Source organism: Halostella pelagica (assembly GCF_004762015.1).
Classification (GTDB): Archaea; Halobacteriota; Halobacteria; order Halobacteriales; family Natronoarchaeaceae; genus Halostella; species Halostella pelagica.
In genome coordinates this window covers 97,577-120,425 of the sequence record NZ_SJES01000007.1, presented here as the reverse complement: position 1 = coordinate 120,425, position 22,849 = coordinate 97,577, and the positions used below count along the sequence as shown (strand labels likewise).

General features: G+C 63.6%; 25 protein-coding genes and 1 tRNA gene. 16 read left to right on the top strand and 10 right to left on the bottom strand.

Annotated features, from left to right (window positions below; translation table 11 throughout):
- Positions 1-79 precede the first annotated feature (79 nt).
- Both tmk and EYW42_RS15590 read left to right on the top strand, forming a co-directional pair.
- Positions 80-667, top strand: a complete 588-nt coding sequence (gene tmk / locus EYW42_RS15595) for a dTMP kinase (protein ID WP_135536228.1) — start codon at positions 80-82, stop codon at positions 665-667.
- A gap of 152 nt (positions 668-819) precedes the next feature.
- Positions 820-1,155, top strand: coding sequence for a putative quinol monooxygenase (locus EYW42_RS15590; protein ID WP_135536227.1), 336 nt, complete (start codon positions 820-822; stop codon positions 1,153-1,155).
- 145 nt (positions 1,156-1,300) lie between these two features.
- On the opposite strand, the gene EYW42_RS15585 is transcribed toward EYW42_RS15590, so the two are convergent.
- Positions 1,301-1,630 carry a hypothetical protein gene (locus EYW42_RS15585; RefSeq protein WP_135536226.1) on the bottom strand — a complete coding sequence of 110 codons (330 nt, stop codon included), beginning with the start codon at positions 1,628-1,630 and terminating at the stop codon, positions 1,301-1,303.
- Positions 1,631-1,701: 71 nt separating this feature from the next.
- Here EYW42_RS15585 and pdhA point away from each other — a divergent pair, with 71 nt between their 5' ends.
- Complete coding sequence (gene pdhA / locus EYW42_RS15580; RefSeq protein WP_135536225.1) at positions 1,702-2,730, top strand: pyruvate dehydrogenase (acetyl-transferring) E1 component subunit alpha; 1,029 nt, start codon at positions 1,702-1,704, stop codon at positions 2,728-2,730.
- Between the two features lie 25 nt (positions 2,731-2,755).
- Here the strand turns inward: pdhA and EYW42_RS15575 are convergent, their stop codons facing one another.
- A complete protein-coding gene (locus EYW42_RS15575; protein ID WP_135536224.1) occupies positions 2,756-2,986 on the bottom strand; it encodes an Lrp/AsnC family transcriptional regulator in 231 nt (76 codons plus the stop codon).
- A 275-nt stretch (positions 2,987-3,261) separates the two neighbouring features.
- On the opposite strand from EYW42_RS15575, the gene EYW42_RS15570 reads away from it, so the two are divergent.
- Both EYW42_RS15570 and EYW42_RS15565 read left to right on the top strand, forming a co-directional pair.
- Positions 3,262-3,945, top strand: a complete 684-nt coding sequence (locus tag EYW42_RS15570; RefSeq protein ID WP_135536223.1) for a potassium channel family protein — start codon at positions 3,262-3,264, stop codon at positions 3,943-3,945.
- Entirely contained in the window at positions 3,946-4,176 is a 231-nt protein-coding gene (locus EYW42_RS15565) for an Lrp/AsnC family transcriptional regulator (RefSeq protein WP_135536222.1), read from the top strand. It abuts the gene before it with no gap.
- Positions 4,177-4,210: 34 nt separating this feature from the next.
- Here the strand turns inward: EYW42_RS15565 and EYW42_RS15560 are convergent, their stop codons facing one another.
- A complete protein-coding gene (locus EYW42_RS15560) occupies positions 4,211-4,750 on the bottom strand; it encodes a DUF5813 family protein (protein WP_135536221.1) in 540 nt (179 codons plus the stop codon).
- A 577-nt stretch (positions 4,751-5,327) separates the two neighbouring features.
- Positions 5,328-5,412: transfer RNA gene (locus EYW42_RS15555), tRNA-Leu, on the bottom strand.
- Between the two features lie 219 nt (positions 5,413-5,631).
- Between EYW42_RS15555 and EYW42_RS15550 the strand changes: the two genes are divergently transcribed.
- The 5 genes from EYW42_RS15550 (at position 5,632) to EYW42_RS20440 (ending at position 11,826) form a co-directional block, all read left to right on the top strand.
- Positions 5,632-7,218 (top strand): ABC transporter substrate-binding protein, encoded by a 1,587-nt coding sequence (locus tag EYW42_RS15550; protein WP_135536220.1) that lies wholly within the window; start codon positions 5,632-5,634, stop codon positions 7,216-7,218.
- A 95-nt stretch (positions 7,219-7,313) separates the two neighbouring features.
- A complete protein-coding gene (locus tag EYW42_RS15545) occupies positions 7,314-8,312 on the top strand; it encodes an ABC transporter permease (RefSeq protein WP_202613921.1) in 999 nt (332 codons plus the stop codon).
- 49 nt (positions 8,313-8,361) lie between these two features.
- Entirely contained in the window at positions 8,362-9,399 is a 1,038-nt protein-coding gene (locus tag EYW42_RS15540; protein WP_135536218.1) for an ABC transporter permease, read from the top strand.
- On the top strand, positions 9,399-10,529 hold the full coding sequence (locus EYW42_RS15535; RefSeq protein WP_135536217.1) for an ABC transporter ATP-binding protein: 1,131 nt from the start codon (positions 9,399-9,401) through the stop codon (positions 10,527-10,529). The genes EYW42_RS15540 and EYW42_RS15535 overlap by 1 nt, the downstream gene beginning before the upstream one ends.
- A complete protein-coding gene (locus EYW42_RS20440; protein ID WP_135536216.1) occupies positions 10,522-11,826 on the top strand; it encodes an ABC transporter ATP-binding protein in 1,305 nt (434 codons plus the stop codon). Before EYW42_RS15535 ends, EYW42_RS20440 begins: the two co-directional genes overlap by 8 nt.
- Positions 11,827-11,899: 73 nt before the next feature.
- On the opposite strand, the gene EYW42_RS15525 is transcribed toward EYW42_RS20440, so the two are convergent.
- Complete coding sequence (locus EYW42_RS15525; protein WP_135536215.1) at positions 11,900-12,376, bottom strand: hypothetical protein; 477 nt, start codon at positions 12,374-12,376, stop codon at positions 11,900-11,902.
- A 2-nt stretch (positions 12,377-12,378) separates the two neighbouring features.
- Positions 12,379-12,720, bottom strand: a complete 342-nt coding sequence (locus EYW42_RS15520; RefSeq protein ID WP_135536214.1) for a ferredoxin — start codon at positions 12,718-12,720, stop codon at positions 12,379-12,381.
- 168 nt (positions 12,721-12,888) lie between these two features.
- Here EYW42_RS15520 and EYW42_RS15515 point away from each other — a divergent pair, with 168 nt between their 5' ends.
- Complete coding sequence (locus EYW42_RS15515; RefSeq protein ID WP_135536213.1) at positions 12,889-13,317, top strand: CopG family ribbon-helix-helix protein; 429 nt, start codon at positions 12,889-12,891, stop codon at positions 13,315-13,317.
- Positions 13,318-13,450: 133 nt separating this feature from the next.
- Positions 13,451-14,239, top strand: a complete 789-nt coding sequence (locus tag EYW42_RS15510) for a formate/nitrite transporter family protein (RefSeq protein WP_135536212.1) — start codon at positions 13,451-13,453, stop codon at positions 14,237-14,239.
- Between the two features lie 80 nt (positions 14,240-14,319).
- Here the strand turns inward: EYW42_RS15510 and EYW42_RS15505 are convergent, their stop codons facing one another.
- Positions 14,320-14,868 carry a peptidylprolyl isomerase gene (locus tag EYW42_RS15505; protein WP_135536211.1) on the bottom strand — a complete coding sequence of 183 codons (549 nt, stop codon included), beginning with the start codon at positions 14,866-14,868 and terminating at the stop codon, positions 14,320-14,322.
- A gap of 147 nt (positions 14,869-15,015) precedes the next feature.
- Here EYW42_RS15505 and EYW42_RS15500 point away from each other — a divergent pair, with 147 nt between their 5' ends.
- Positions 15,016-15,975, top strand: a complete 960-nt coding sequence (locus EYW42_RS15500; RefSeq protein ID WP_135536210.1) for a succinylglutamate desuccinylase/aspartoacylase family protein — start codon at positions 15,016-15,018, stop codon at positions 15,973-15,975.
- A gap of 81 nt (positions 15,976-16,056) precedes the next feature.
- Complete coding sequence (locus EYW42_RS15495; RefSeq protein ID WP_135536209.1) at positions 16,057-17,175, top strand: PAS domain-containing sensor histidine kinase; 1,119 nt, start codon at positions 16,057-16,059, stop codon at positions 17,173-17,175.
- A gap of 30 nt (positions 17,176-17,205) precedes the next feature.
- Here the strand turns inward: EYW42_RS15495 and EYW42_RS15490 are convergent, their stop codons facing one another.
- Positions 17,206-18,270, bottom strand: coding sequence for an anthranilate phosphoribosyltransferase (locus EYW42_RS15490; RefSeq protein WP_135536208.1), 1,065 nt, complete (start codon positions 18,268-18,270; stop codon positions 17,206-17,208).
- A gap of 243 nt (positions 18,271-18,513) precedes the next feature.
- Between EYW42_RS15490 and EYW42_RS15485 the strand changes: the two genes are divergently transcribed.
- A complete protein-coding gene (locus EYW42_RS15485) occupies positions 18,514-19,272 on the top strand; it encodes a methyltransferase domain-containing protein (protein WP_135536207.1) in 759 nt (252 codons plus the stop codon).
- Between the two features lie 131 nt (positions 19,273-19,403).
- Here EYW42_RS15485 and EYW42_RS15480 read toward each other — a convergent pair whose 3' ends face one another.
- Positions 19,404-20,291 carry an SDR family NAD(P)-dependent oxidoreductase gene (locus EYW42_RS15480; RefSeq protein ID WP_135536206.1) on the bottom strand — a complete coding sequence of 296 codons (888 nt, stop codon included), beginning with the start codon at positions 20,289-20,291 and terminating at the stop codon, positions 19,404-19,406.
- A gap of 100 nt (positions 20,292-20,391) precedes the next feature.
- On the opposite strand from EYW42_RS15480, the gene ahbB reads away from it, so the two are divergent.
- The gene (gene ahbB / locus EYW42_RS15475) at positions 20,392-21,474 is read left to right on the top strand and encodes a siroheme decarboxylase subunit beta (RefSeq protein ID WP_135536205.1); all 1,083 of its coding nucleotides are present in this window, start codon (positions 20,392-20,394) and stop codon (positions 21,472-21,474) included.
- Here ahbB and EYW42_RS15470 read toward each other — a convergent pair.
- On the bottom strand, positions 21,471-22,610 hold the full coding sequence (locus EYW42_RS15470) for a thiolase family protein (protein ID WP_135536204.1): 1,140 nt from the start codon (positions 22,608-22,610) through the stop codon (positions 21,471-21,473). The genes ahbB and EYW42_RS15470 overlap by 4 nt on opposite strands.
- Positions 22,611-22,849: the final 239 nt, after the last annotated feature.

Below are 22,849 nucleotides of genomic sequence, written 5' to 3'. Positions count from 1 at the left end.
ACATGTGTGAATCTATGGGTCAGAGGCCCGCGCGCCCCAAGCCGGACGACTGATATGCCAGCGCCCGGAACTCCCGCGCATGCTCGTGACGCTGGAGGGGTTAGACGGGAGCGGCAAGACCACTGTATGGGAAGCCCTCCACGACGCGTATCCGGACGCGACGTTTACCCGCGAACCGACCGAAAGCTGGTACGGCGAGGCCGTCGAACGGTCGATAGCCGACGACGACGCGGACCCGCTCGCCGAACTGTTCCTGTACACGGCCGACCACGCGGACCACCTCGCGAACACCGTTCGGCCGGCGCTCGCCGACGGCGGACTGGTCGTCTCAGACCGCTACTCCGACTCGCGCTACGCCTACCAGGGTGCGACGCTTGAGGGTGAGATCAAACGACCGATGGAGTACATCCGCGGCGTCCATCAGCCGTTTACCGTCGAACCGGACCTGACGATCTATCTCGACGTAGACCCCGGGACGGCGGCGGAGCGAAGCGGCGGCACGAACAAGTTCGAACGGACGGAGTATCTCTCTCGGGTACGGGAGAACTACGAGACCCTTATCGAGAACGACCCTCAACGGTTCGTTCGGATCGATGCCACTCGCTCGCCCGAACACGTCGTCGACGCGGCCGAGGACGCCGTCCGGACGATACTCGACGCGCGGTAGCAGTCGATAGTGGCCCAGTTTTATGCGGAACTATCTTCGAATCTCACGGTTAGTACAGGAGGCCCCTATTCAAGCGGATCCAGTGTCTGTGCGAATATATCTCAAACAGGGAGAATCTTCATACTGATCGGCTTGAAGTACAGATCCGTGAGATGATAACCGTTCATTCGAGTATCCCGATCGACCCGGACCACTTTGACGAGGCGAAAGAGTTGATCGCTACTCTCACAGAGCGGTCACGAGCGGAGGACGGAACGGTCCGGTACCGGGCAATGATCGACATCGAGGACTCCACCACCGTCCGGTTCTTTGAACAGTACGAGGACAAAGCAGCGTGGAAAGCACATACCGAGTCCAAGCATTACGAGGAGTTCACGAGTAAACTTCCGGATCTGGTCGACGGCCGGATGGAAACGATCAACATCGTGGACGGAGAAACCCACGTTCACCGCTTTACTGTGGAGGACCTCGACGAAAGTTCGTCCTGACGTGCAGTTGCGATCCCCAGCGAACGGCTGCCGTTCGCTATTTCGGCGTTTACAACGCTAGTTGGAAATCGACGGACGAACACGAAAACCGCAGTACCGCCGTCCGATATCGAGTCTCCCCTGCCTGAACTCGCCCTCTAACCCGTTACCGCCGGTCGCGCGTGGTGTCCGGAAGATCGATCTCCTCCGGCGACGGCAGCCAGAACACGTCGATCGAGTACCCGAGCGCGAGCGGCAGCAAGACGACGACGAACAGCGCGGTGTTGCGGTCGCCCAGGTTCCCGCCGAGACCGAGCATCCCGGACAGAAACAGCGTTGAGACGACGAGGACGAGCGGAGTGAGCAGGAGAGCGAAGATAGCCGATCCCCACTGGGTTTTCATCCGAACGCGGAAGAATCGCGTTGCGACCGTCGCGATGAGGGTGTGGAGGCCGGCGATGACGAGGAAGCCGACGAGTGAGGCGACCGAAACCATACCGGGCGTTCGGACCGGACGGCCTTTGGCGTATCGGAACGGCTTTCAGGAGTGCGGTCGAGTCGGCGTCCATGCACCGAGTTATCGGCGAGCGAGACCTGTCGTCGACCTCGTTCGACCCCGAGACGGCACGGACGATGTACCGCGATATGGTGCGCGCACGGCGGTTCGACGAACGGGCAATATCGCTCCAGCGACGGGGATGGATGAGCGGCTACCCGCCCTTCGAAGGTCAGGAGGCGTCGCAGATCGGCGCGGCCCACGCCCTGGAAGAAGACGACTGGCTCTTCCCGACCTACCGCTCGAACGCCATGCAGATCGCTCGCGACGTACCGATGAGCGACATCCTTCTCTTTCGCCGCGGGCGGGCGGAGTATCACTCCGACCACGACATGCCGGTGTTTCCGCAGGCGGTCCCGATCGCCACCCAGATCCCCCACGCCGTGGGGGCGGGGATGGCGGCGAACTACCGCGGGGCCGACCATGGAGTCCTCTGTTACTTCGGCGACGGAGCGACGAGCGAGGGTGATTTCCACGAGGGACTGAACTTCGCCGGCGTGTTCGAAACCCCGACGGTGTTTTTCTGCGAGAACAACAACTGGGCGATCAGCCTCCCGCGACAGCAACAGACCGCCAGCGACACCATCGCGGAGAAAGCCAAGGCGTACGGGTTCGGCGGCGTTCAGGTCGACGGGATGGACCCGCTCGCGGTCCACGAAGCGGTCGAACAGGGGCTGGAACGCGCCCGTGACGGCGATCCCGTCCTGATCGAGAGCCTCACCTATCGGGTCGGCGCGCACACGACGAGCGACGACCCGAGTCGATACCGGGAAGACGAAGAGGACCTACCGGAGTGGCGGACCCGCGACCCCATCGAACGGTTCGAGGAGTACCTCCGCGAACAGGGCGTCGTCGACGACGCCTTCGTCGAAACCGCCCGCGAAGAGGCCAACGCGGAGTTAGACGAGGCCGTCGAGACGGCCGAAGCCGTCGCTGAGGCAAACCCCGACGACGTGTTCGACTACGTGTACGCGGATATTCCGGCCGAACTCGAAGCGCAGAAGCAAGCGGTTCGCTCGCACGCCGAGCGGAGCGAATGAGAGACGCGAAGGTCGTGGCCGTGGGTCACCCCATCGAGATGTAGGTTTTGGTGTCTGCGACCCCGTCTAGCCCCCGGATACCGGCCGAGGTCGTATGCAGGACGTCGTACACCTCGTCGACGTCCACCTCCGAGATGATATCGTAATCGCCCGCGACGATGTGGGCCTCCACGACCTGCTCCAGACCGCGGATCGAACTGAGTAGATCTTCCGACTTCCCGGCCGCCGTCTTGACCATGATGAACGCGTGGACCATGCCGTAGTGTGGTACTCTTTAGCACGACAAAAACCTTTGGACGGCGATAACGGTTGGATTACTATACGGTTGTGTCGGAGTGTAATTGAGTCGCTTTCCGAGTCAGGACCGGAAACTGAACTAAAACCGTGGCAGACGACCACGTGACCGGCGATGTGTCTCTCTTGTAACCCGCATACGTGGTGGACATTTTCTCCAGCAGAGACGGCCGTCTCAACCGAACACCGTCGGAGGACAGGGTAAACTTATTGAAGGGGCCTCGCGTATTCTCTCTCATGCGGTTCGTTATCATTGGAACGGGACGGGTAGGTTTGCGGACCGGCCGCGTGTTGCGCGAGGAAGGCCACGAGGTGACGCTCATCGAGCGGGACGCGAAGAAGGCAAAGCGCGCCCGCGATCAGGGGTACGAAGTCATCGAGGGCGACGGCTCCCGCGAGGATATCCTCGAACAGGCTGACCTCCAATCTGCCGACGCGATCGGGGCGCTCACGGGCGACCTCAACGTCAACTTCGCGGCCTGCATGATCGGCAAGCACTACGGCTGTCGAACGGTTCTTCGCATCGACGAGGACTACCGCGAGGAGATATACCGAAAGTACGCCGAGGAAGTCGACGAGATCATCTACCCCGAGCGCCTGGGTGCGATAGGCGCGAAGAACGCGCTGCTCGGCGGTGACATTCGGGCTATCGCCGACATCGCCCAGAACCTCCAGGTCGTCGAGCTAACCGTCACGAACAACGCGCCGACCCGCGGATACACGATCAGCGAACTGCAGTTACCGGCGAACGCACGGGTGCTCGCGTTCGGGAAAGCCGACGAAGCGCTGTCGATCCCCAGCCCGGACGAATCGCTCGAAACCGGCGACCGGGTCGTCGTCCTGGCGGACTTCGACGTGCTCGGCGACGTGAGACAGATCCTCGTCGGCGAATCTGGCCGCGCAGCGGCCGGTGGTGTGTGAATGGTTACTGCGTACATCATGGTGAAAGCGAACACGGGCGAAGCTGACCGGTTGCGAGACGACATCAAAGCTATCGACGGCGTCGAATCCGCCTACATCGTCGCCGGCGACGTCGACATCATCACGAAAGTGGTCGTCGACTCGCCGGCCGAGGTCAAGGGGATCGCCGCGACGGAGATCCAATCGACGAACGGCGTCGAGGACACGCAGACGTACATCGCGATGGAATAAGACGCGTCCCTCTTTTTCGCCGGGGTAGCATCGGTCAGAGCGGCGTTCCGCCGCGTTCGCTGCCGTCGTCGCCCTCGGTCGCCTGGTCACCGCGTCGGCGGGCCGCCGAGAGGAGTTGAGCGACGGGGTCGCCGTAGTCGTAACCAGGAACGATCCCCTGGAGATAGGTACCCTCGACGAACTCGATCAGCGCCTTGGCGTCGTCGACGCCCTGTCCCGCGTTCGCGGCGGTGAATTCGAGTTCGACCCGCACAGTACCGTTCTCTCGCTCGACAGTCACGTGTTCGTTCGACGACGCTTGCGCCACGTCGAAGGTGTCTTCGAGACGGAGGGAGAGCGTGTCGTACCAGCCGTCTTCGACCGCATCGGCCACTTGCTCGCCGTCGACAGCGGCGTCGAGCGTCGGTAGCTTAACAGTTACCTCGAAGACGCCGGCGCGCTGTCCGTCGGCCGGGCGGGCCCCGACGGTCGCGTCGAACGGCGTGGTGGTGCAGGCGAAGACGCCGTCGCGTTTCTCGAACGCTCCGTGAGACGAGAGCGCAGTACGGATCGCAGAGATGTCCTCGTCGCTCATGAACTGTCGCTACGCGCTCGCGTGGGAAGGCCTTACCGTTTCGTCAACCCCGTACGCGACGTTCGACTGCGTTTCGCTGTCGTTTCCGGAGTCTCCACCGAACCCAACTGTGGCGTTCGAGCGCAAGGTAGTACCAGTGCAGGTACTGTCGCACCACCAATGACGGAAAAGGTCTCGTGTCGACTGCAGTGTACGAAAGGGAAGGCCGAGATTACCGTATTGCAGGTTTGTATTATCGAGGCCGTTGAAGCAATGAAGCGGTGTCGAGTCCGGATAAGCAGATCACTATCTGGCAACAAGAAATCGGTGTCCCGTGATCGCTGAGATGAAACCCGCCTCAATGAACTAACGGCGGTATTAGTAGTCAGGAAACGGTTTACACGCTGATCGAATCGCTGTCAAGCGATCCGGTGCACATTGGGTTTCAGTGACTACTATACCACCGGTTCGATGGGATAAGTGGACGGACCACTCCCGGGTCACGTCGGACGGTTTCGCGATCCGTCGAACGGGACCCTAACCTATCTGTCGTCGGTGTTTTTCAGCCGAGAAACCTGGCCGAGTGTGCCAGAGAGAGTGCGAGGGATGCGATTCGAACGCATGAACCCCTACGGGAGCGGGTCTTAAGCCCGCCGCCTTTGGCCTAGCTCAGCCACCCTCGCGCACCTGTATCTTCCCGTCTGCAGTGAAGTTGTTTACGGTCCGTCAGTCCGACACGGTCGACCGGCCGGCAAAAATCCAATGAGAAATATTATATTATAAGCGGATGCAAAACAATATCGTAGAATAATCTCCCCATACTATAATTAATCGTTTTGTATAGTCGGTAGTTTTTTGGACGCGTGTGTAATATTGAGATCAACCCTGGGTGGGGTTCACTAATGACAGAACGTACGCTTTCGGGCCTGAGCCGACGACGGTTTCTTGAGAGCATCGGTGCGGTAGGTGCGCTCGGTCTGGCCGGCTGTTCCGGTCTGGGTGGTGGGCCGGGCGGAAACGGGGGCGACGGGAATCGCCTGACAATGGCGCAGGTGAAATCACCGATCGAGTTCGACCCGATCGTCCTCAACGACGTCCCATCCGATCAGATAACGAGTCAGGTAGTCGAGGGGCTGTACACCTACAACCAGGAGGGGACCGACATCGTTCCCGAACTCGCAGCGGGCGATCCCGAGCAAAACGACGACGGAACGCAGTGGACGGTCGAGCTAGACGAGAACGCGACGTTCCAGAACGGCGACCCGGTCACGGCGGAAGACGTGAAGTACTCCTTCGAAGCGCCGGTCAAAGAGGAGACGGAAAACGCCGCGGAACTGAACATGATAGACAACGTCGAGGTCGTCGACGAGCGGACGGCCAGGTTCAACCTCTCCTTTCCCTTCGCGCCGTTCAAACAAGTGCTGACCTGGTACGTCATCCCGAAGGCGGTACGGGAGGACGATCCGGACGAATTCAACCAGAACCCGGTCGGCTCCGGGCCGTTCGAGTTCGACGATTGGCAGGAGGGTGATTTCGCGCGGATCACGAGATGGGACGACTACTGGGGCGACCCGCAACCGAACCTCGAACAGGTGGAGTTCGTCCCGGTCGAAGAACCGACGACGCGGGTGACGAGCATCACGACCGGCGAGAACGACGTGATAGAGGAGATCCCGCCGAAGCTCTGGGACCAGGTCGAAGGCGAGGACAACATCTCTATCGAGGAAGTCAACGCGATGGGGTACTTCTATCTCGCGTTCAACTGTAACGAAGGGCCGACCACGGACCGGGAGGTCCGCGAGGCGATAGATTACACCTTCTCGATGGACCAGGCGGTCGAGAACTTCGTCGAGCCGACCGGCGTGCGCCAGTACAGTCCGCTCCCGGACACCGTTGCCAAGGACTGGGACATGCCGATAGAGGAGTGGCAGGGCATTCCGCACGACAAGGACATCGACCAGGCGAAAGACCTCCTCGACGGCAACGACAACGTGCCCGACGACTGGACCGCCAGAATCATCGTCCCGCCGGACGACAAGCGCGAACAGCTCGGAATCACGGTCGCAAACGGTATCGAGGAAGCCGGATACAGCGCCAACGTCCAGCGCCTCGACTGGGGCGCGTTCCTCGACCAGTACATCAGCGGGGACCCCAGCGACTACAACATGTACACGCTCGGGTGGTCGGCGGCTATCGACCCCGACGACTACCTCTACTACTTCTTCGCCGAGGAGTCCCACGGCGTCACGGACGGGACGTTCTACAACGAGATCAGCGACCAGGTGATCGAAGCCCGCCGGACGCCGGACCGGGACGAGCGCAAGCAGATGTACGAGGAGGCGATAACGACGATGTTGGAGGACAGGCCGCACCTGCCGTCGTACAACCTGAAAAACAGCTTCGGCGTCAGGGACTACGTCAGCGATTTCGCGGCGCATCCGATCAACAGCTTCAGTCTGGTGAGTGACTGGAACAACGTCTCGCTGTAGCAGTGACGCTCACCAGCTTTCGTATCGGGTTCGATCGGTGGGAACCAGTCGTCCGTCACGCGCGACGCGGACGCCGTAGAGCGAGGTGATCCCCCGTGGGAATGCTCCGGTACACGGTCCGACGACTACTGCAGGCGATCCCGGTACTGCTCGGCATCGTCACTATCACGTTCCTGCTAACTGACGCCATCCCGGGCGACCCGGTGAGCATCATGCTCGGGCCGTCACCCAACGCCGAGCAGGCGGCCGCGATCCGGGCGAAGTACGGCCTCGACCGGCCGCTGTACGTGCGATATCTCAACTACGTCGCCGACGTCGTTCAGGGCGACCTGGGTCACAGCCTCTACTACGGGGTGCCGGTCACCCAGAAGATAGCGGAACGGATGCCGGTGACGCTACTGCTTCTCGTATCGAGTTTCACGTTCGCTATCCTGACGGCGGTCCCGCTGGGTGTCATCTCCGCGAAGCGACGGAACCAGCCGACCGACCACGTCTCGCGGGTCGTCGCTCTGATCGGCGTGAGCACGCCGTCGTTCTGGATCGGCCTGTTGCTCATCATCGTCTTCTCGTTTCACCTGAACCTGCTTCCGGCGACGAACCTGATCATGCCGTGGGCGGACCCGGTGAACGTCGACGGGGCCGGTTCGCGCCTCGACGTACTCATGATGGCGGGAGAACACCTGCTCATGCCGACGATAACGCTCGGAACGCTCCAGATGGCGGCGATCACCCGCATCGAACGCTCCGCCATGCTGGAAGTGCTGTCCGAGGAGTACGTCAAACTCGCCCGCGCCTACGGCGTTCCCGAAGGAACGATCCTCCGGAAGCACGCGTTCCGAAACGCGCAGCTACCGGTTATCACCGTCGTCGGCCTCCAGTTGACGGCCGCACTCGGTGGCGCGGTGCTGACGGAGACGGTGTTCAGCATCAACGGGATGGGCCGGTTGATCATTACGGCGATCAACAACCAGGATTACGAGCTCGTGATGGGGACGACCCTGTTTTTCGGGCTCACGTTCGTCATCGGCGTGATACTGACCGACCTCTCGTACGCGTACATCGACCCGCGAGTGACCTACGGAGAACGAGAATGATGGCGAGACAACCACGACCGATACGACCGAGACGCGGGGGAGACGACTAATGGCAACGACGAGCGACACGCAATCAGACGAGATGCTCTCGTCGGGGCGCGAAGAGGGCGGCGTCGAGGAAGAGGAGATCGAATCGCGAGTCGGCATCAGCTACACGCTGTGGCAGATCCGGCGCGACCCGACGGCGCTGGCCGGGCTGGCGATCATCTCCGTGATGACGGCTATCGCGGTGTTCGCCTACATCGACGCAGTCATTTTCGACCGCCTCTCGGACTACGCTTTCTTTGCCAACATGGGCGTCGAACAGTACTGGTTCGCGAACAACTACTGGGTAAACCCCGAACACGACCCGGCGAGCGTCCGGAGTCTCCTCCCGCCGGCGTGGATGGAGAACACGTTCGGCCAGGGGACCTGGGACCACCCGCTCGGCACCGACCACCGCGGCCGCGACATCCTCGTCCGCCTGTTCTACGGCACCCGGATCGCCATCCAGGTCGGGTTCATCTCGACTGCGATCGGGATGGTCGGCGGGACGCTGGTCGGAGCCGTTTCCGGCTACTACGGCGGGTGGATCGACGACGCGCTGATGCGGGCCGTCGAGACGCTGTACGCCATCCCGTTTCTGGTGCTCGTCATCGCGTTCATGACCGCGTTCGGCCGCGACCTGACCTACGCGATGATCGGCGTCGGGATCACGACGATCCCGGTGTTCGCCCGACTCATCCGCTCGCGAGTCGTCAGCGTCCGCGAGGAGGATTACGTCGAGGCTGCCCGCGCGGCCGGCGTCCGCGACCGGAACATCATCCTCAGACACGTCATCCCGAACAGCTTCGCGCCCGTTCTCGTTCAGGCGACCCTGCAGATCGGCGTGAGCATCCTCATCGTCGCCGGTCTCTCCTTTCTCGGGTTCGGCGTCCAGCCGCCGAAACCGTCGTGGGGGCAGATGCTCTCGCAGTCACGCGGGTACATGTTGCCGAACCCCTGGTTCAGCGTCTGGCCGGGAGTGGCGATACTGATCACCGTCGTCGGCTTCAACCTGCTCGGCGACGGCCTCCGAGACGCGCTCGACCCGAGGGTGAACAACTGATGAGCGGAACCGACCCGCTGCTCGAAGTCCGCGATCTGAAGACGCAGTTTTTCACGGCGGAGGGGACCGTCAGAGCGGTCGACGGCATCTCCTTCACCGTCGAGGAGGGTGAGATAGTCGGCATCGTCGGCGAGTCCGGAGCCGGGAAAAGCGTCGCCGCGAGTTCGATACTGCGACTCATCGAAAACCCCGGAGAGATAGTCGGCGGCGAAGTCCGGTACAGAGGCGAGACCCTCGTCGGGTTCGAGCAACGCGACGGCGAACTCCGTGAGCGCGACGACATGCTCTCGAACGAGGCGGTCCGAAAGCGGATCCGGGGACGGGAGATAGCGATCATCTTCCAGGACCCGATGGAGAGCCTGAACCCGGTGTTTACCGTCGGCGGACAGCTTCGGGAGTTCATCGAGATCAACCGCGACCTCCCCGAATCCGAGGCGCGCGAGGAGGCAGTCGACATGCTCCGCGAGGTCGGCATCCCGGAGCCGGTGAAACGGTTCGACGACTACCCGCACCAGTTCTCCGGCGGGATGCGCCAGCGCGTCCTCATCGCCATGGCGCTCGCGTGCGAACCGAGTCTGATCATCGCGGACGAGCCGACGACGGCGCTCGACGTGACGGTCGAGGGCCAGATCTTGGACCTCGTCGAGGACTTACAGCAGAAGTACGGGACGAGTTTCATCTGGGTCACACACGACATGGGCGTCGTCGCGGAGATCTGCGACCGCGTCAACGTAATGTACCTCGGCGAGATAGTCGAACAGGCGTCCGTCGACGACCTCTTTCACGAGACGAAACACCCCTACACCGCGGCGTTGCTCGACTCGATGCCCCGCCCAGACGAAACCGTCGAGGAACTGAACCCGATAGAAGGCGTGATGCCCGAGGCGATCAACCCGCCGAGCGGGTGCCGGTTCCATCCGCGCTGTCCCGACGCCCGGGAGGTGTGTGTCAACGTCCACCCGGAGAATCGCGCCGTCGCGGAGGGTGAGAGCCACCCGCACCGGGCGGCCTGTCTGCAACACGAGGAGGTGTTCAGGGCCGGCTACTGGGAGAGCCAACCGCTCGACGACGCGGAACGGGCACAGAGACACCGGGAACTGACCGCCGACGGAGGTGGCGCGGATGAGTGACGCGGACGACGTGGCGTTCGGTGACACGCTGCTGTCGGTCGACGGCCTCACGAAGCATTTCACCGACGACGGCGGATTTCTCGGAGGGCTGACGATCGACATGGACGACGGGTTCTCGGTCGCGTACGACCGCGATTCCGTGCGGGCCGTCGAGGAGGTGAGCTTCGATATCCGGAAAGGCGAGACGCTCGGGCTCGTCGGGGAGTCCGGCTGCGGCAAATCGACGCTTGCCCGGACCATCCTCCGTCTCCTCGAACCGACCGACGGAAACGTCTACTTCAAGGGGCGAAACCTCGCGGAGATCGGCGGTGAGGAGCTGCGCAGCCAGCGAAAGGACATGCAGATGATCTTCCAGGACCCGCAGTCGTCGCTGGATCCGCGCATGAAGGTGGGGCGCATCGTCGAGGAGCCCATGAAGGCCCACGGGCTGTACGGCGACGCCGAAGGCCGCGAGGAGCGGGCAAAGGAACTGCTTGAGAAGGTCGGACTCGACCCGCAACACTACAACCGCTATCCGCACGCGTTCTCCGGCGGTCAGCGTCAGCGTGTCAACCTGGCCCGGGCGCTGTCTGTCAACCCCGACTTCATCGTCTGTGACGAACCCGTCTCGGCGCTCGACGTCTCCATCCAGGCGCAGGTGCTCAATACGATGAACGAACTGCAGGCGGAGTTCGGTCTGACCTACCTCTTCATCGCTCACGACCTCTCGGTCATCCGCCACATCAGCGACCGCGTCGCGGTGATGTATCTCGGCCAACTCGTCGAACTGGCCGACAAGGAGGAACTGTTCGAGAACCCGCAACATCCCTACACCCGCGCCCTGCTGTCGTCGATACCGGTTCCGGACCCGCGGGCGAAGGGGACGCGGGGCGTCCTCGAAGGTGACGTTCCGAGTCCCATCGACCCGCCCAGCGGCTGCCGGTTCCGGACGCGATGCCCGGAACTCATCGCGCCGCCGGAGTACGACCTCACGCCCGCCGAGTGGGAGAATATTCGGACGTTCACCCGCGCCGTCGACCGGCGGGCGTTCGAGGCGGCGAGCGTCGACGCCGTGCGCGAGCGGTTTTTCGACGACGCCGTCCCGTACGGCGAGGCGGGGACCGTCGTCGACGAAGCTATCGGTCTGGTCTGTACCGACGACTGGGAGTCGGCGGCGACGCTCCTTCGGGAACGGTTCGCCGAACAGAGCATCTGCGCCCGGGAGGAACCCGCCTACGAAGTGCCGACGGAACACGGCGACAGTCGGCATTTCGCGGCCTGTCACCTCCACAAGACGGACCTCGACGAGGTTCACTGATCCGCGTCATCGAGCGAACCGTCGCGGACAGCGGACACTTCGTGCATCACGCACCGACGCGAACGCCGCGCTCCTACTCGATTCGGACGGTCGTGGAGTCGGCCGGGCGGTCGCCGTCGATAGCGAGGAACGCACCTATCTCGTACTCACCGGGGTCCGCGGGAACCCATCGGGTCCGGTCGTCGACTCGCTTGAAGCGACCGTCCCACGTCCGGGTTATCTCCTTTCGCTCCCGGGGGGAAAACGCGAGGCTCCCCCCATCGGAACTGCGTCGCCGGGGTTCGTCGCTGGCTTCGAGTTCGCCGTCGACGGTCCACCCCCAGAGGCGCTTCCCCGGCGTCCGGACCGTGAGGGGGACGGGGAGACGGTTCCGAAACTCGACCGTGATCGGGATCCGGTCACCGACGGTGTACCGGTCTGCATCGGTGGTCACGCTGACGGCGACAGCGCGGCGCGCGACCGGTTGTGGGACGAACGACCCGAAAAGTCGACGCAGGTGGTCCCGGGTGTCGTCGAGGCCGTGTCTGTGCTCGCGTTCGTCCCGCGGCATCGTCACCAGTCGACAGAAAGCGTCCCGTCGTCCTGCGGGTCCGGCGCAATCTCCTCGTCCGTGCGCCGGTCCACGACGTGGATACAGCCATCCCCCTTCTTCGCCGGGCACACCTCCGCAGCCCGGACGTTCTCGTCGACCTCGTCCTCGTCTAAGAAGTACGACTGCGGTTTCGCCATCCCGCTTTTCAGATCCATCTCCCAGTTGGTCGCCACCTCGGCGCACTTGCCCGCGCCGAAGCACTTGTTCGCCTCGAAGATGATCTTGTACGGTTTCTCTGCCATCGGCGGGGCGTCGCTCTCGCCGACGTCGCTCGCCGCGAGGACCTCGTCCGAATCGCTCATTACCAGAACTCTCGGTACGGACGGACTTTCGGCTTACGGTTCCCGGCACCGGCGTTTCACCCGACGGCCTGTTATCCGCGACGGTTCTCGGGATCGGAATAGCAACTCCCGCCGCCACAGAGCGCTTGAATAATAACTCTTAATACGAAACTCCCCGCCGGTTAATACATGACAGTCGTCAGCGTTTCGATGCCCGAAGCCCTGCTCGAACGAATAGACAGGTTCTCCGAGGAACACGGCTACACCGGACGAAGCGAAGTCATCCGCGAGGCCAGCAGGAACCTGCTCGGCGAGTTCGAGGACAAGCGTCTGGAGGACCGCGAACTGATGGGCGTCGTCACCGTGCTGTTCGACTTCGAGACGACGAGCGTCGAGGAGAAGATGATGCACCTCCGGCACGAACACGAAGACGTCGTCGCGTCGAACTTCCACAGTCACGTCGGCGGCCGCCACTGCATGGAGCTGTTCGTCCTGGAGGGCACCCTCGAAGAGATATCCGCGTTCGTCGGCCAGATCCGCGCGACGAAGGACACGCTGAACATCGATTACTCGGTCATTCCTGTCGACGACTTCACCGCGCTCGCCGACACGGAGTGACGGCTGGGTTCGGTCGAGTACCGGACGTCTGGATCCCGGAACTCGGGACCGCTCTTTACCTCAGATCTGCCGCCTAAGTCGTGTGAGGGCGCTTATGAGCGTGCTTTTCACCGCTCCCGTTGACGCTCGACACATGGGTGCAGCTCCGTCCCCGTCCGAGATCTTCGACCGCGCGGCAGCGGAGGGACAACGACGACTCGACCAGTCGACGCTTGAACTCGCCTCGACCAGTGTCATCGCCGGGTTCACGATCGTGTTCGGCCACATCGCACTCGGGATCGTGGAGGGACTCGTGGAACCGGAGTTCGGCGAGGTCGGCAAAATCGCGGGCGCACTGGCGTTCGGGTTCGGGCTGGTGTTTCTGGTCGTCGGCCGGGCGGAACTGTTCAACGAGAACTTCTTCGACCCGGTCGCAGCGGCGGTCGAACAGTCGGGGTCGTGGCTGGTCTCACCGATCCTCCGTCTCTGGGCCGTGACGTTCGCCTTGAACCTGGTCGGGGGCCTCCCCTTCGTGCTTCTCCTGTCGGTCGAGGGCGCGCTACCGCCGAGCGCAGCGACGGTATTAAGCGAGACGGCCGTAGAACTCGTCCACCGGACGGCCGTCGGCGAGTTCGCGAAAGCGTTCACGGGCGGCGCGCTCGTCGCCCTCTTGTCGTATCTCCTGCAGGGCGTCGACAGCGTCGGAAGCCGGATCGTCCTCGCCTACATCGTCGGCGTACTGCTGGCGCTCGGGCCGTTCGACCACGTCATCGTCACCGTGTTGCACGTCGTGTTCGGCCTCTTCCTCGGGGCGGAGGTCGGCCTCGCGGCGTTAGCCGAGACGACGGCCGTGACTACGGCTGGTAACCTCGTCGGCGGACTCGGTCTGGTCACGCTCACCCACGTCGCGCAGTGGAAAGGAGCGAATGAGACGAACGGGTAACCGCCACGAACTCGGTAGTTCGTGGCCGTTGCGACGGCGAGGCTCACCGCCTCGTTTGCGGCGAGAGGACGCTCACCGCCTCAGTCGCGGTGGACGGTCACCGACTCCAGTACGACCTCTTCTTTCGGCTGGTCGTTCGGACCGGTTTCGACGGAGCCGATCTCCTCAACCACGTCCATTCCTTCGGTCACCTTCCCGAAGACGGCGTGGCGGTCGTCGAGGTGGGGCTGAGCGTCCAGCGTGATGAAGAACTGCGAACCGTTCGTGTCGGGGCCGGAGTTGGCCATCGAGAGGATTCCGGCGTCGTCGTGGCGGAGTTCGTCGTGGAATTCGTCCTCGAACTCGTAGCCGGGACCGCCCCGCCCCGACTCCGTCGGGTCGCCGCCCTGGATCATGAAGTCCTCGATGACGCGGTGGAACGCGACGTCGTCGTACAGCGCGTCGCCGCGCGTTTCGCCGCTCTCGGGGTCCGACCAGGTGACGGTGTCGGGCGCGGGGTCGGCGTCCGCGGCGGGGTCGTGTTCGGCCAGGTTGACGAAGTTCTCGACCGTTCGGGGGGCGCGGTCGTCGAACAGTTCTACGTCGATATCGCCTTCGCTCGTGTGCAGCGTCGCAGTCAGATTACTCATACGCTTACTGGGAGCGCCCGGGTGAAAACCCTGCTGACATTCCTCGAGTCGGAAAGAGGTGTCCGCCGACGCACGACCCCGACACCGAACGAACACGAGACCGTACACACCGCACGTACAAGGGACCGCGCACCCACCACTGAGTATATGCACACTGCCGAGCGCGTCACGCTCGCTCGTCTCCCGTCCGGCGTCGCGGTGACGACGACGGTACACACCTACGAGGGATCGGCGGACGGTCCGACGGTCTACCTGCAGGCGGCACAGCACGGCCGCGAGGTAAACGGGACGGAGGTACTCCGGCGCGTTCACGACACGCTCGCCGACGCCGACCTCGCCGGCCGCGTCATCGCCGTCCCGGTTGCGAACCCGCTCACGTTCGACCGCGTCTCCTACACCACGCCGGAGCAACTCGACAGCGTCCACTCGAACATGAACCGCGTGTGGCCGGGCAACCCGACGGGCACGCTTCACGAACGGCTAGCGGCCGGCCTGTGGGAGTTCGCGAGCGACGCCGACGCCGTCGTCGACCTGCACACGGGGAGCCCCGACATGCACACACACGTCGTTTTCAAAGACGGGGACGAGCAGTGCCGCGAACTGGCGGCGGCGTTCGGAACCGATCTGCTGCTGGCGGAGCCCGCAGGCGACGACGCGAGCGAGGAGTGGAAACGGCGGAACTTCTCCGGGAAGTTCCGCGTCGCCGCCGCCGAAGAGGGCATCCCGTCGATCACGCCGGAACTCGCCCACAGCAAGCAGATAGTCGAGGAAGCGGTCGAGACCGGCGTTTCGGGCGTGCTGAACGTCCTCCGGTATCTCGGCGCACTGGGCGGGACGCCGGACCGCGACGGCGAACCAACGGTGGCCCGGAACCACCTCGGCCGGGTCAACGCAGCGGAATCCGGCCTCTTCAGACCGAACCCGGACCGCGCCCTCGGGGAGCGGGTCGCGGCGGGGACGCCCCTCGGAACGGTGTACGACCCGACGACGTACGAAGTCCTGCAGGAACCGACCGTCGAGCGGAGCGGGATCCTCTATTCGCTCACCCGCGAAGCGACCGTCGTCGGCGGGGACAAACTGGCGAACGTGGCTATCCCGCGGGACTGAGACGGGCGTCGGTATCGAACCGCTCTCGCAACGACCAGAACTGGCCGAACGTATCATAAACCTGAATCGCTAATACGGTGTATGAACCGATCCGTCTCGCTCGAAGGAGTCGCCCTCGTCGCTTTCCCCTCTCAGGTAGCGATCCTGGACGCGGACGGCACCATCGTCTACACGAATCAGGCCTGGGAGGAGTTCGGCGCGGAGAACGGTATGCAGACGGATTCCATCGGGATGAACTACCTGAACGTCTGCGACAGCGACGAGGAAACCCGCGAAGCAGGCAACGGGATACGGGCCGTTATCTCGGGCGAGCGCGAGTCGTTCGAACACGAGTACCCCTGTCACTCTCCGAACGAGCGCCGCTGGTTCATGATGCGTGCGGTCCCGTTCGACCGCGGTGACACCGCATATGTTCTCGTGATGCATATGGACATCACCGAGAGGAAATTGGCCGAAGAAGCCGTTGCCGACCGCAACGAGCGCCTGAAAACGGTCGCCAGCGTCCTCTCGCACGATATCAGAAACCCGCTAACCGTGGCGATAGGAGAGTTGGACCTGCTGGCGACGGAGAACGACTCCACCCACGTGTCATCACTCCGACACTCTCTCGATCGGATCGGATCCATCGTCGAGGACTCGCTCGTGTTCCTCCGCCGCAACGAGATCGACCTGGGACCGGTCGACCTGGGTGCGGCGGTACGAACAGCGTGGGCCGCCGTCGACACCGAGGATGCGACCCTCGCCATCGACGACGCGCCGACCGCTCGGGCGGACTCCGCAGTGGTTTCTCATCTACTTGAAAACCTCATCAGCAACGCGGTCCAACACGGCGGCGACGACGTCACTGTTCGCGTCGGACGGATAGACGAAGCCGACGGGACGAACGGGTTCTTCGTTGCCGACGACGGCCCCGGGATCCCCGAGAGCGAGCGAGACAAGGTGTTCGACTACGGCTACACCACCGCCGGCTCGGGTCTCGGTCTCGCTATCGTCGACCGGACGGCCAAGATGCACGACTGGTCGGTCAGCGTGACGGAGAGCGAAAGCGACGGCAACTCGGCGGTAGAGGAGAGAGCCGGTGACTCAGCGAAGGGTAGGAATGACGGCGAGACGGGAGAGAGCGGAGGGTCCGAGTCTCGCCGGGACGACAGGTCCGGCGGCGCGCGGTTCGAGGTGACGGACGTAGAGATGCTCGAATGAGCCGGAATCCGGCGGGAAAGTCCGACAGTGTCAGAACGCGCGGAGGTCGTCGAGGACCGCCGCGGCGCTCCCGTCGTCGATGGCCTCGCGAGCTAGGTCGAGACCGTCCTCCAGCGTCTCCGCGTCGCCGCGGGCGTAGATCCGGAATGCGGCGTTGACGGCGATGGCGTCGGCGAAGTGGTCCTCACGGTCGCCGGCGACGACCGCCTCGGTGATGCGTGCGGAGTCGGCAGGCACGTCGTCGACTTCGAGGTCCTCCTCTTCGAACTCCATGCCGTACTCGGGAGTCTCTATCTCGTAGTCCTCGAAGTCGCCGTCGCGCCATTCGGCAACTTTCGTGTACCCCGGCCGGATGTCGTCGTACCCTTCCATCCCCTGAAACATGATGACGCGGTCGGGGCTCTCCGTCTCCATCTCGGCGAACGTATCAGTCACCTTCTTGGCGAACGCGAGGTGGTAGAAACTGCCGAGGTGGACGTTCGCGTTCGCCGGGTTCGCAAGCGTCTCGACGGTGTTGACGAACGTGCGTACGCCCATCTGGTCGCGGCGCTCGTACAGATCCTGAATGCCGGCGTTGAACTCGGGCTGGTAGTAGAACCCGAACCCGGTCGCGTCGACCATGTCCGCGCTCTCGGCGCGGTCGAGTTCCGTTCGGACGCCGAGTTCGTCGAGGACGTGTTTGTACGCGCAGGCCTTGTGCGTCGGCACTCGGTCGCCGCTGTGGGCGACAACGGGGGTGCCCGCGCCGGCGGCGACGACGCCGGCGGCGACGCCGAGCAGCGCGCTGTCGTTTTTCCCGTCGTAGTTCGCGCCGCAGTCGACGGGGTCGGCGTCGGGTTCGGCCCGCTCGACGGACTCCTCGACCATCACGTCGGTGTAGGCCGCCAGTTCCTCGGGGTTGTTCCGCTTCCAGCGGTTCGCCAGCCAGAACGCCCCGAGCGTCGTCGGGTCCGGTTCGTCACCCAGGATCCGCTGGAACGCCTCGCGGGCCTGGTCGCGAGACATGTCCGCAGCGGATTTCGGCCCGGAGCCGACGACCTCAGTCATCAGACGCTTCAGGGGCCACTCGCCGTACGTCTCGGTTGCCTCGGCCATACGCCCGGGTTGGGTCGCGCCCCGCAAAAGCGTCCCGTTTCTCGGAACCGTTCAGAGGCTGTTGTGATTCGTGTCGGTGTTTCGCCGACGTGGGATGGCCGAACACCGGCACACAGTGCCACCAGTCTGGCTCTGTTGAAACTCCCGACAGTTCATCGGACGTAGTGTGATAGGTAGGGCTGCGGACTTGACAGATGGAGCGGAGACGATATGTTAAGTTCTCCCGTGACGATCTGACCTCGTATGGACGACACCGGTTCGTTCTTCGACACCTTTGCGGCGGTGCAGGACGCCAGGTTTGATCAGCAAAACGGGAATTCTCCACCGGAAGACGTCGGCTTCTATCGAGATCTCGCAACCGAGGCCGACGGTCCCGCACTCGGAGTTGGCGTGGGAACAGGTCGTGTATACCTCGAGTTGCTTGACGCTGGCCTCGATGTGGATGGGTTTGACCTCTCGGAAGGGAGTTTGAACCGTCTCCGGTCGAAAGCTACCGACCGCGGCCTCTCACCGACTGTATGGGTCGACGACGCAACCGACTTCGATGTCGACCGTGAGTACGGATTCATCTATGCGCCGGCCCGAGCATTCAATTTCACACATACGCTTGAGAAGCAAAAACAGGCACTACGAAGCATCCGAGATGCGCTCGCTCCCGAGGGCCGCTTTGCGTTAAACACGTTTGTCCCTCGGTTCGACGCCGTCGAGGAGTACGGTGAGCCTCAAACCGACGAGGTAACCATCGACGGCGAGCAGTATCGGGTCGTCCAGACTACGTACTTGGACGACGAAGTGGAACAGGTAACCAGATATCAGCGAGAGCTATACCACGATGGAGAACTCGTAGCGAAGCGGGAGACGCCATTCGCGTTGATTCCGAAGCGGCAATTCGAACTCTTGTTCGAAGTCACTGGTTACAGTGACTGGACAGTCACAGGAGATTTCGAGGGAGCCTCGCTGGACTCTGCAGAGCAGGAGATGGTGTGGATTGTCGACGCATAGGGTCGAGAATGGAGTTGGTACCGGACTACGAGTCCTACTCTCCGAACGTATCGGTTCGTTTTCCCACTGCATTGACCTCAGTCCGTTCGAACCTACGTCTCTAAGGATCTCAACGAGGCCAACGATCCGCCTCAGACCTTGCGTTGCACCGTCGGCCACGCCGGGTCGACGCCGACCAGTTCAGCGCTCCGGTCCCACAGCGCCCGACGGAGGTCGGCGTCCTCCGCGGCGGGTGCCGGGTCGGCGGGGTCGGTGCCGTCGAAGTAGTGTCCGGGTGCGTCCGCGACCTCGTCGGAACAGGCGACGTGAGCGAGCGCCAGACCGCCGTCTTCGACGCTTTGCCCGATCGGGAGGATAGAGAGAAAACGCATGACTGCACGGACCCACACCGAACTGTCGCGGTAGAGGCCGCTCGACGGGATGAACCCGGGATGGACCGCAGCGGCGGTGATATCCGTCCCGCGTAGGCGGTCGGCGAGTTCGTAGACGAACAGCACGTTCATCAGTTTCGTCCGGGCGTAGGCGTCGAACCCCTCGTACGGTCCCGTGAGGTCGAGGTCAGTCCTGTCGAGGGAGGCCCGTTCGTGGACGCCGGACGCGGTGACGACGACTCGGGAGGGCGCGCTGTCGGCGAGCAGCGGCATCAGTTCGTGAGTCAATAGGTACGGCGCGAGGTGGTTGACGGCGACCGTCGTGGGGACGTTCTCCTCCGTCCTGCTCCTGTTCCCCCGCGCTAACCCCGCATTGTTCACCAGCGCGTCGAGGCGGTCGACGCGGTCGCGAACGTCGGCCGCGAGGTCCCGAACCGCCGACTGGGTCGCCAGGTCGTACCTGAGAAACACAGCGTCGGCACCCGCCCGCCGCATCCGCTCGACCGTCGCCTCGCCGCGTTCGGCGTTCCGGCCGACCAGCAGCAGCGTCGCCCCGGCCGCACAGAGTTTCCGCGCCGCGAAGCGCCCGATGCCGCGAGTCCCGCCGGTCAAAAGCACCGTTCGTTCGGAGCAATCGGGGATGTCCATGTCCGATCCACGGGCTCACGAAACAAAGAAATCGGGGCGTGAACGGAGAGGACCGGAGCGACCCGAAAAAGGTACCTTCGCCCAACCCTCATATCGATCAATGAGCCTCCAGTCGGGCGACTGGCGCGAGCGTATCGACGACTGCGACGCCAAACTCGTCGACGGATTCCAGAGCGAGTTCCCCGTCGAGCGGCGACCGTTCAGGGCCGTCGGCGACGCTATCGGTACGGACGAGACGGACGCGCTGGCCCGCGTCGAACGCCTCGCTGAGGAGGGCATCTTCCGGCGGTTCGGCCCCGTCCTGAACCCGCCGGTGATCGGCAGTTCAACGCTCGCGGCCGTCCAGGCCCCCGAGGACCGCTTCGACGAGGTGGCCGAGACGATAAACGGGTATTCGCAGGTGAACCACAATTATCGGCGCGACCACGAGTGGAACGTGTGGTTCGTCGTCACGGCCGCTTCGCTGGATCGGCGGGACGAAATCCTCGACGAGATAGAGGAGCGGACCGGCTGTGAGGTGTTGAACCTCCCGATGTTGACGGACTACTACATCGACCTGGAGTTTCCCGTGATGAACCGCGACCGGTTCGCCAGAGAGAGCGGCGAGGAGCCGCGCTCCGCGGGATCCGCAAGCGGAGAGACTCCGCAAGCGCTCCGGGGGACGTCGGTCGACGCAACCCGGATCAGCGAGAGCGCTGCCGGCGACCTGAGCGAATTCGAGGGGAACCTCCTCCTCGAAATACAGGACGGCTTCCCGTTAACTGCGACGCCGTACGAGGACGTCGCGGACGCGCTGGACGCCGGCGTCGACGACGTTCTCGCGGCCATCGAACGCCTGCGCGATGACGGCTGTATCAAGCGGATCGGCTGCGTCGTCAACCACGTCGTCACCGGGTTCGACAGCAACTGTATGGTCGTCTGGGACGTGCCCGACGAGGACCTTGACGACCGCGGTACCGCCGTCGGCAGCCTCCCCTACGTGACGCTGTGTTATCACCGACCGCGCCGCGAGGAACAGGGGTGGCCCTACAGCGTGTTCACGATGATACACGGCCGCGACCCCGACGCCGTCGACGAGAAGATAGACGAACTCGCGGCCGAACATCTCCCCTACGACCACGAGCGCCTCTACTCGACGGAGACGCTGAAACAGACCGGGGCGCGCTACGAGGACATCGTTTAACGCTGGAACTCGATAGCAGCGCCCTGGCCGAACCCGACACAGAGCGTCGCGAGGCCGCGGTCGCCGTCGCGCCTGATGAGTTCGTGGATCAGCGTTACCGGGAGGCGCGCGCCGCTGGTCCCCAGCGGGTGACCGATGGCGATGGCACCGCCGTTGACGTTGAACTTGTCGTCCGGGACGCCGAGTTGGCGCTGGCTGTACACCGTCTGGCTGGCGAACGCCTCGTTCAGTTCGACGAGGTCGTAATCGTCGATGTCGCGGCCGGTCCGCTCCAGCAACCCTTCAGTGGCCGGAACGGGACCGACGCCCATGATCCGGGGGTCGACGCCGACGACGTTGTTCGCGCCCACTTCGGCCATGATGTCGAGGCCGTGGTCCTCTGCGAACGCCTTGCTCGTCACGAGCGTCGCCGCCGCCCCGTCGCTGATCTGGGATGCGTTGCCCGGCGTGACAGTCCCCTCGCTCTTGAACACGGTCGGGAGTTCGGCGAGTTTTTCCTTCGTCGTGCCGGGCCGCAGGCCCTCGTCCTCCTCGACCAGGCCGTCCTCGGTCTCGATGGGGATTATCTGGTCGTCGAAGCGGCCCTCCTCGGTCGCCGCGCAGGCGCGCTGCTGGCTCCGAGCGGCGTACTCGTCTTGCTCCTCGCGGGAAACGTCGAACCGCTCGGCGACTTCCTCCGCGGTCATCCCCATCTGGAGTTCGCCGACGTTGTACTCCTCGGCCATCCGGGGGTGGATGTAACTGTGGCTCGCGCCCATCTCGACGCGGGACATCGACTCGACGCCGCCGGCGATGATGGCGTCGCGCTGGCCCGCGCGGATGGCGTCGGACGCGGAGATGATAGTCTGCATCGACGACGCGCACCAGCGGTTGATCGTGGTACCGGGAACGTCCTCGCCGAGGTCCGAGAGCAACGCGATCACCCGTGCGAGGTTGTTGTCCTGTTCCTCGCGCTGCTGGGCACAGCCCCACATCAGGTCGTCTATCTCCTCCCCGGAGAGTCCGGTGTCGGCGAGTATCTCGTTGATCAGCGGGATCGACAGGTCCTCGCTCCGCACGTCGGCGAAGACGCCGTCCTCCTTGCCCTGCGGCGTTCGGTACGCCCGCACGATGACGGGCGTCGTGTCGCTTGCCATGCGCGAATCGACGTTCCTCACGAACTTAAATGGGCATAAAACCAGCAGGGTTGCGAAAGGAGTTTGACTGCCTACGGACTGTTTCGGGATCCTCCCCCGTATCTCGTCTGAGCTATCACCCACCCCACGAAGAGCAGCGTCAGCGCGATCCCCCACAACAGGTCGTGGTTCCCGGAGAGAAGTATCGCAATCGCCCACAGGGGCGACTCGAGGTCGTGAAACGTTCCCAATGACCGGAA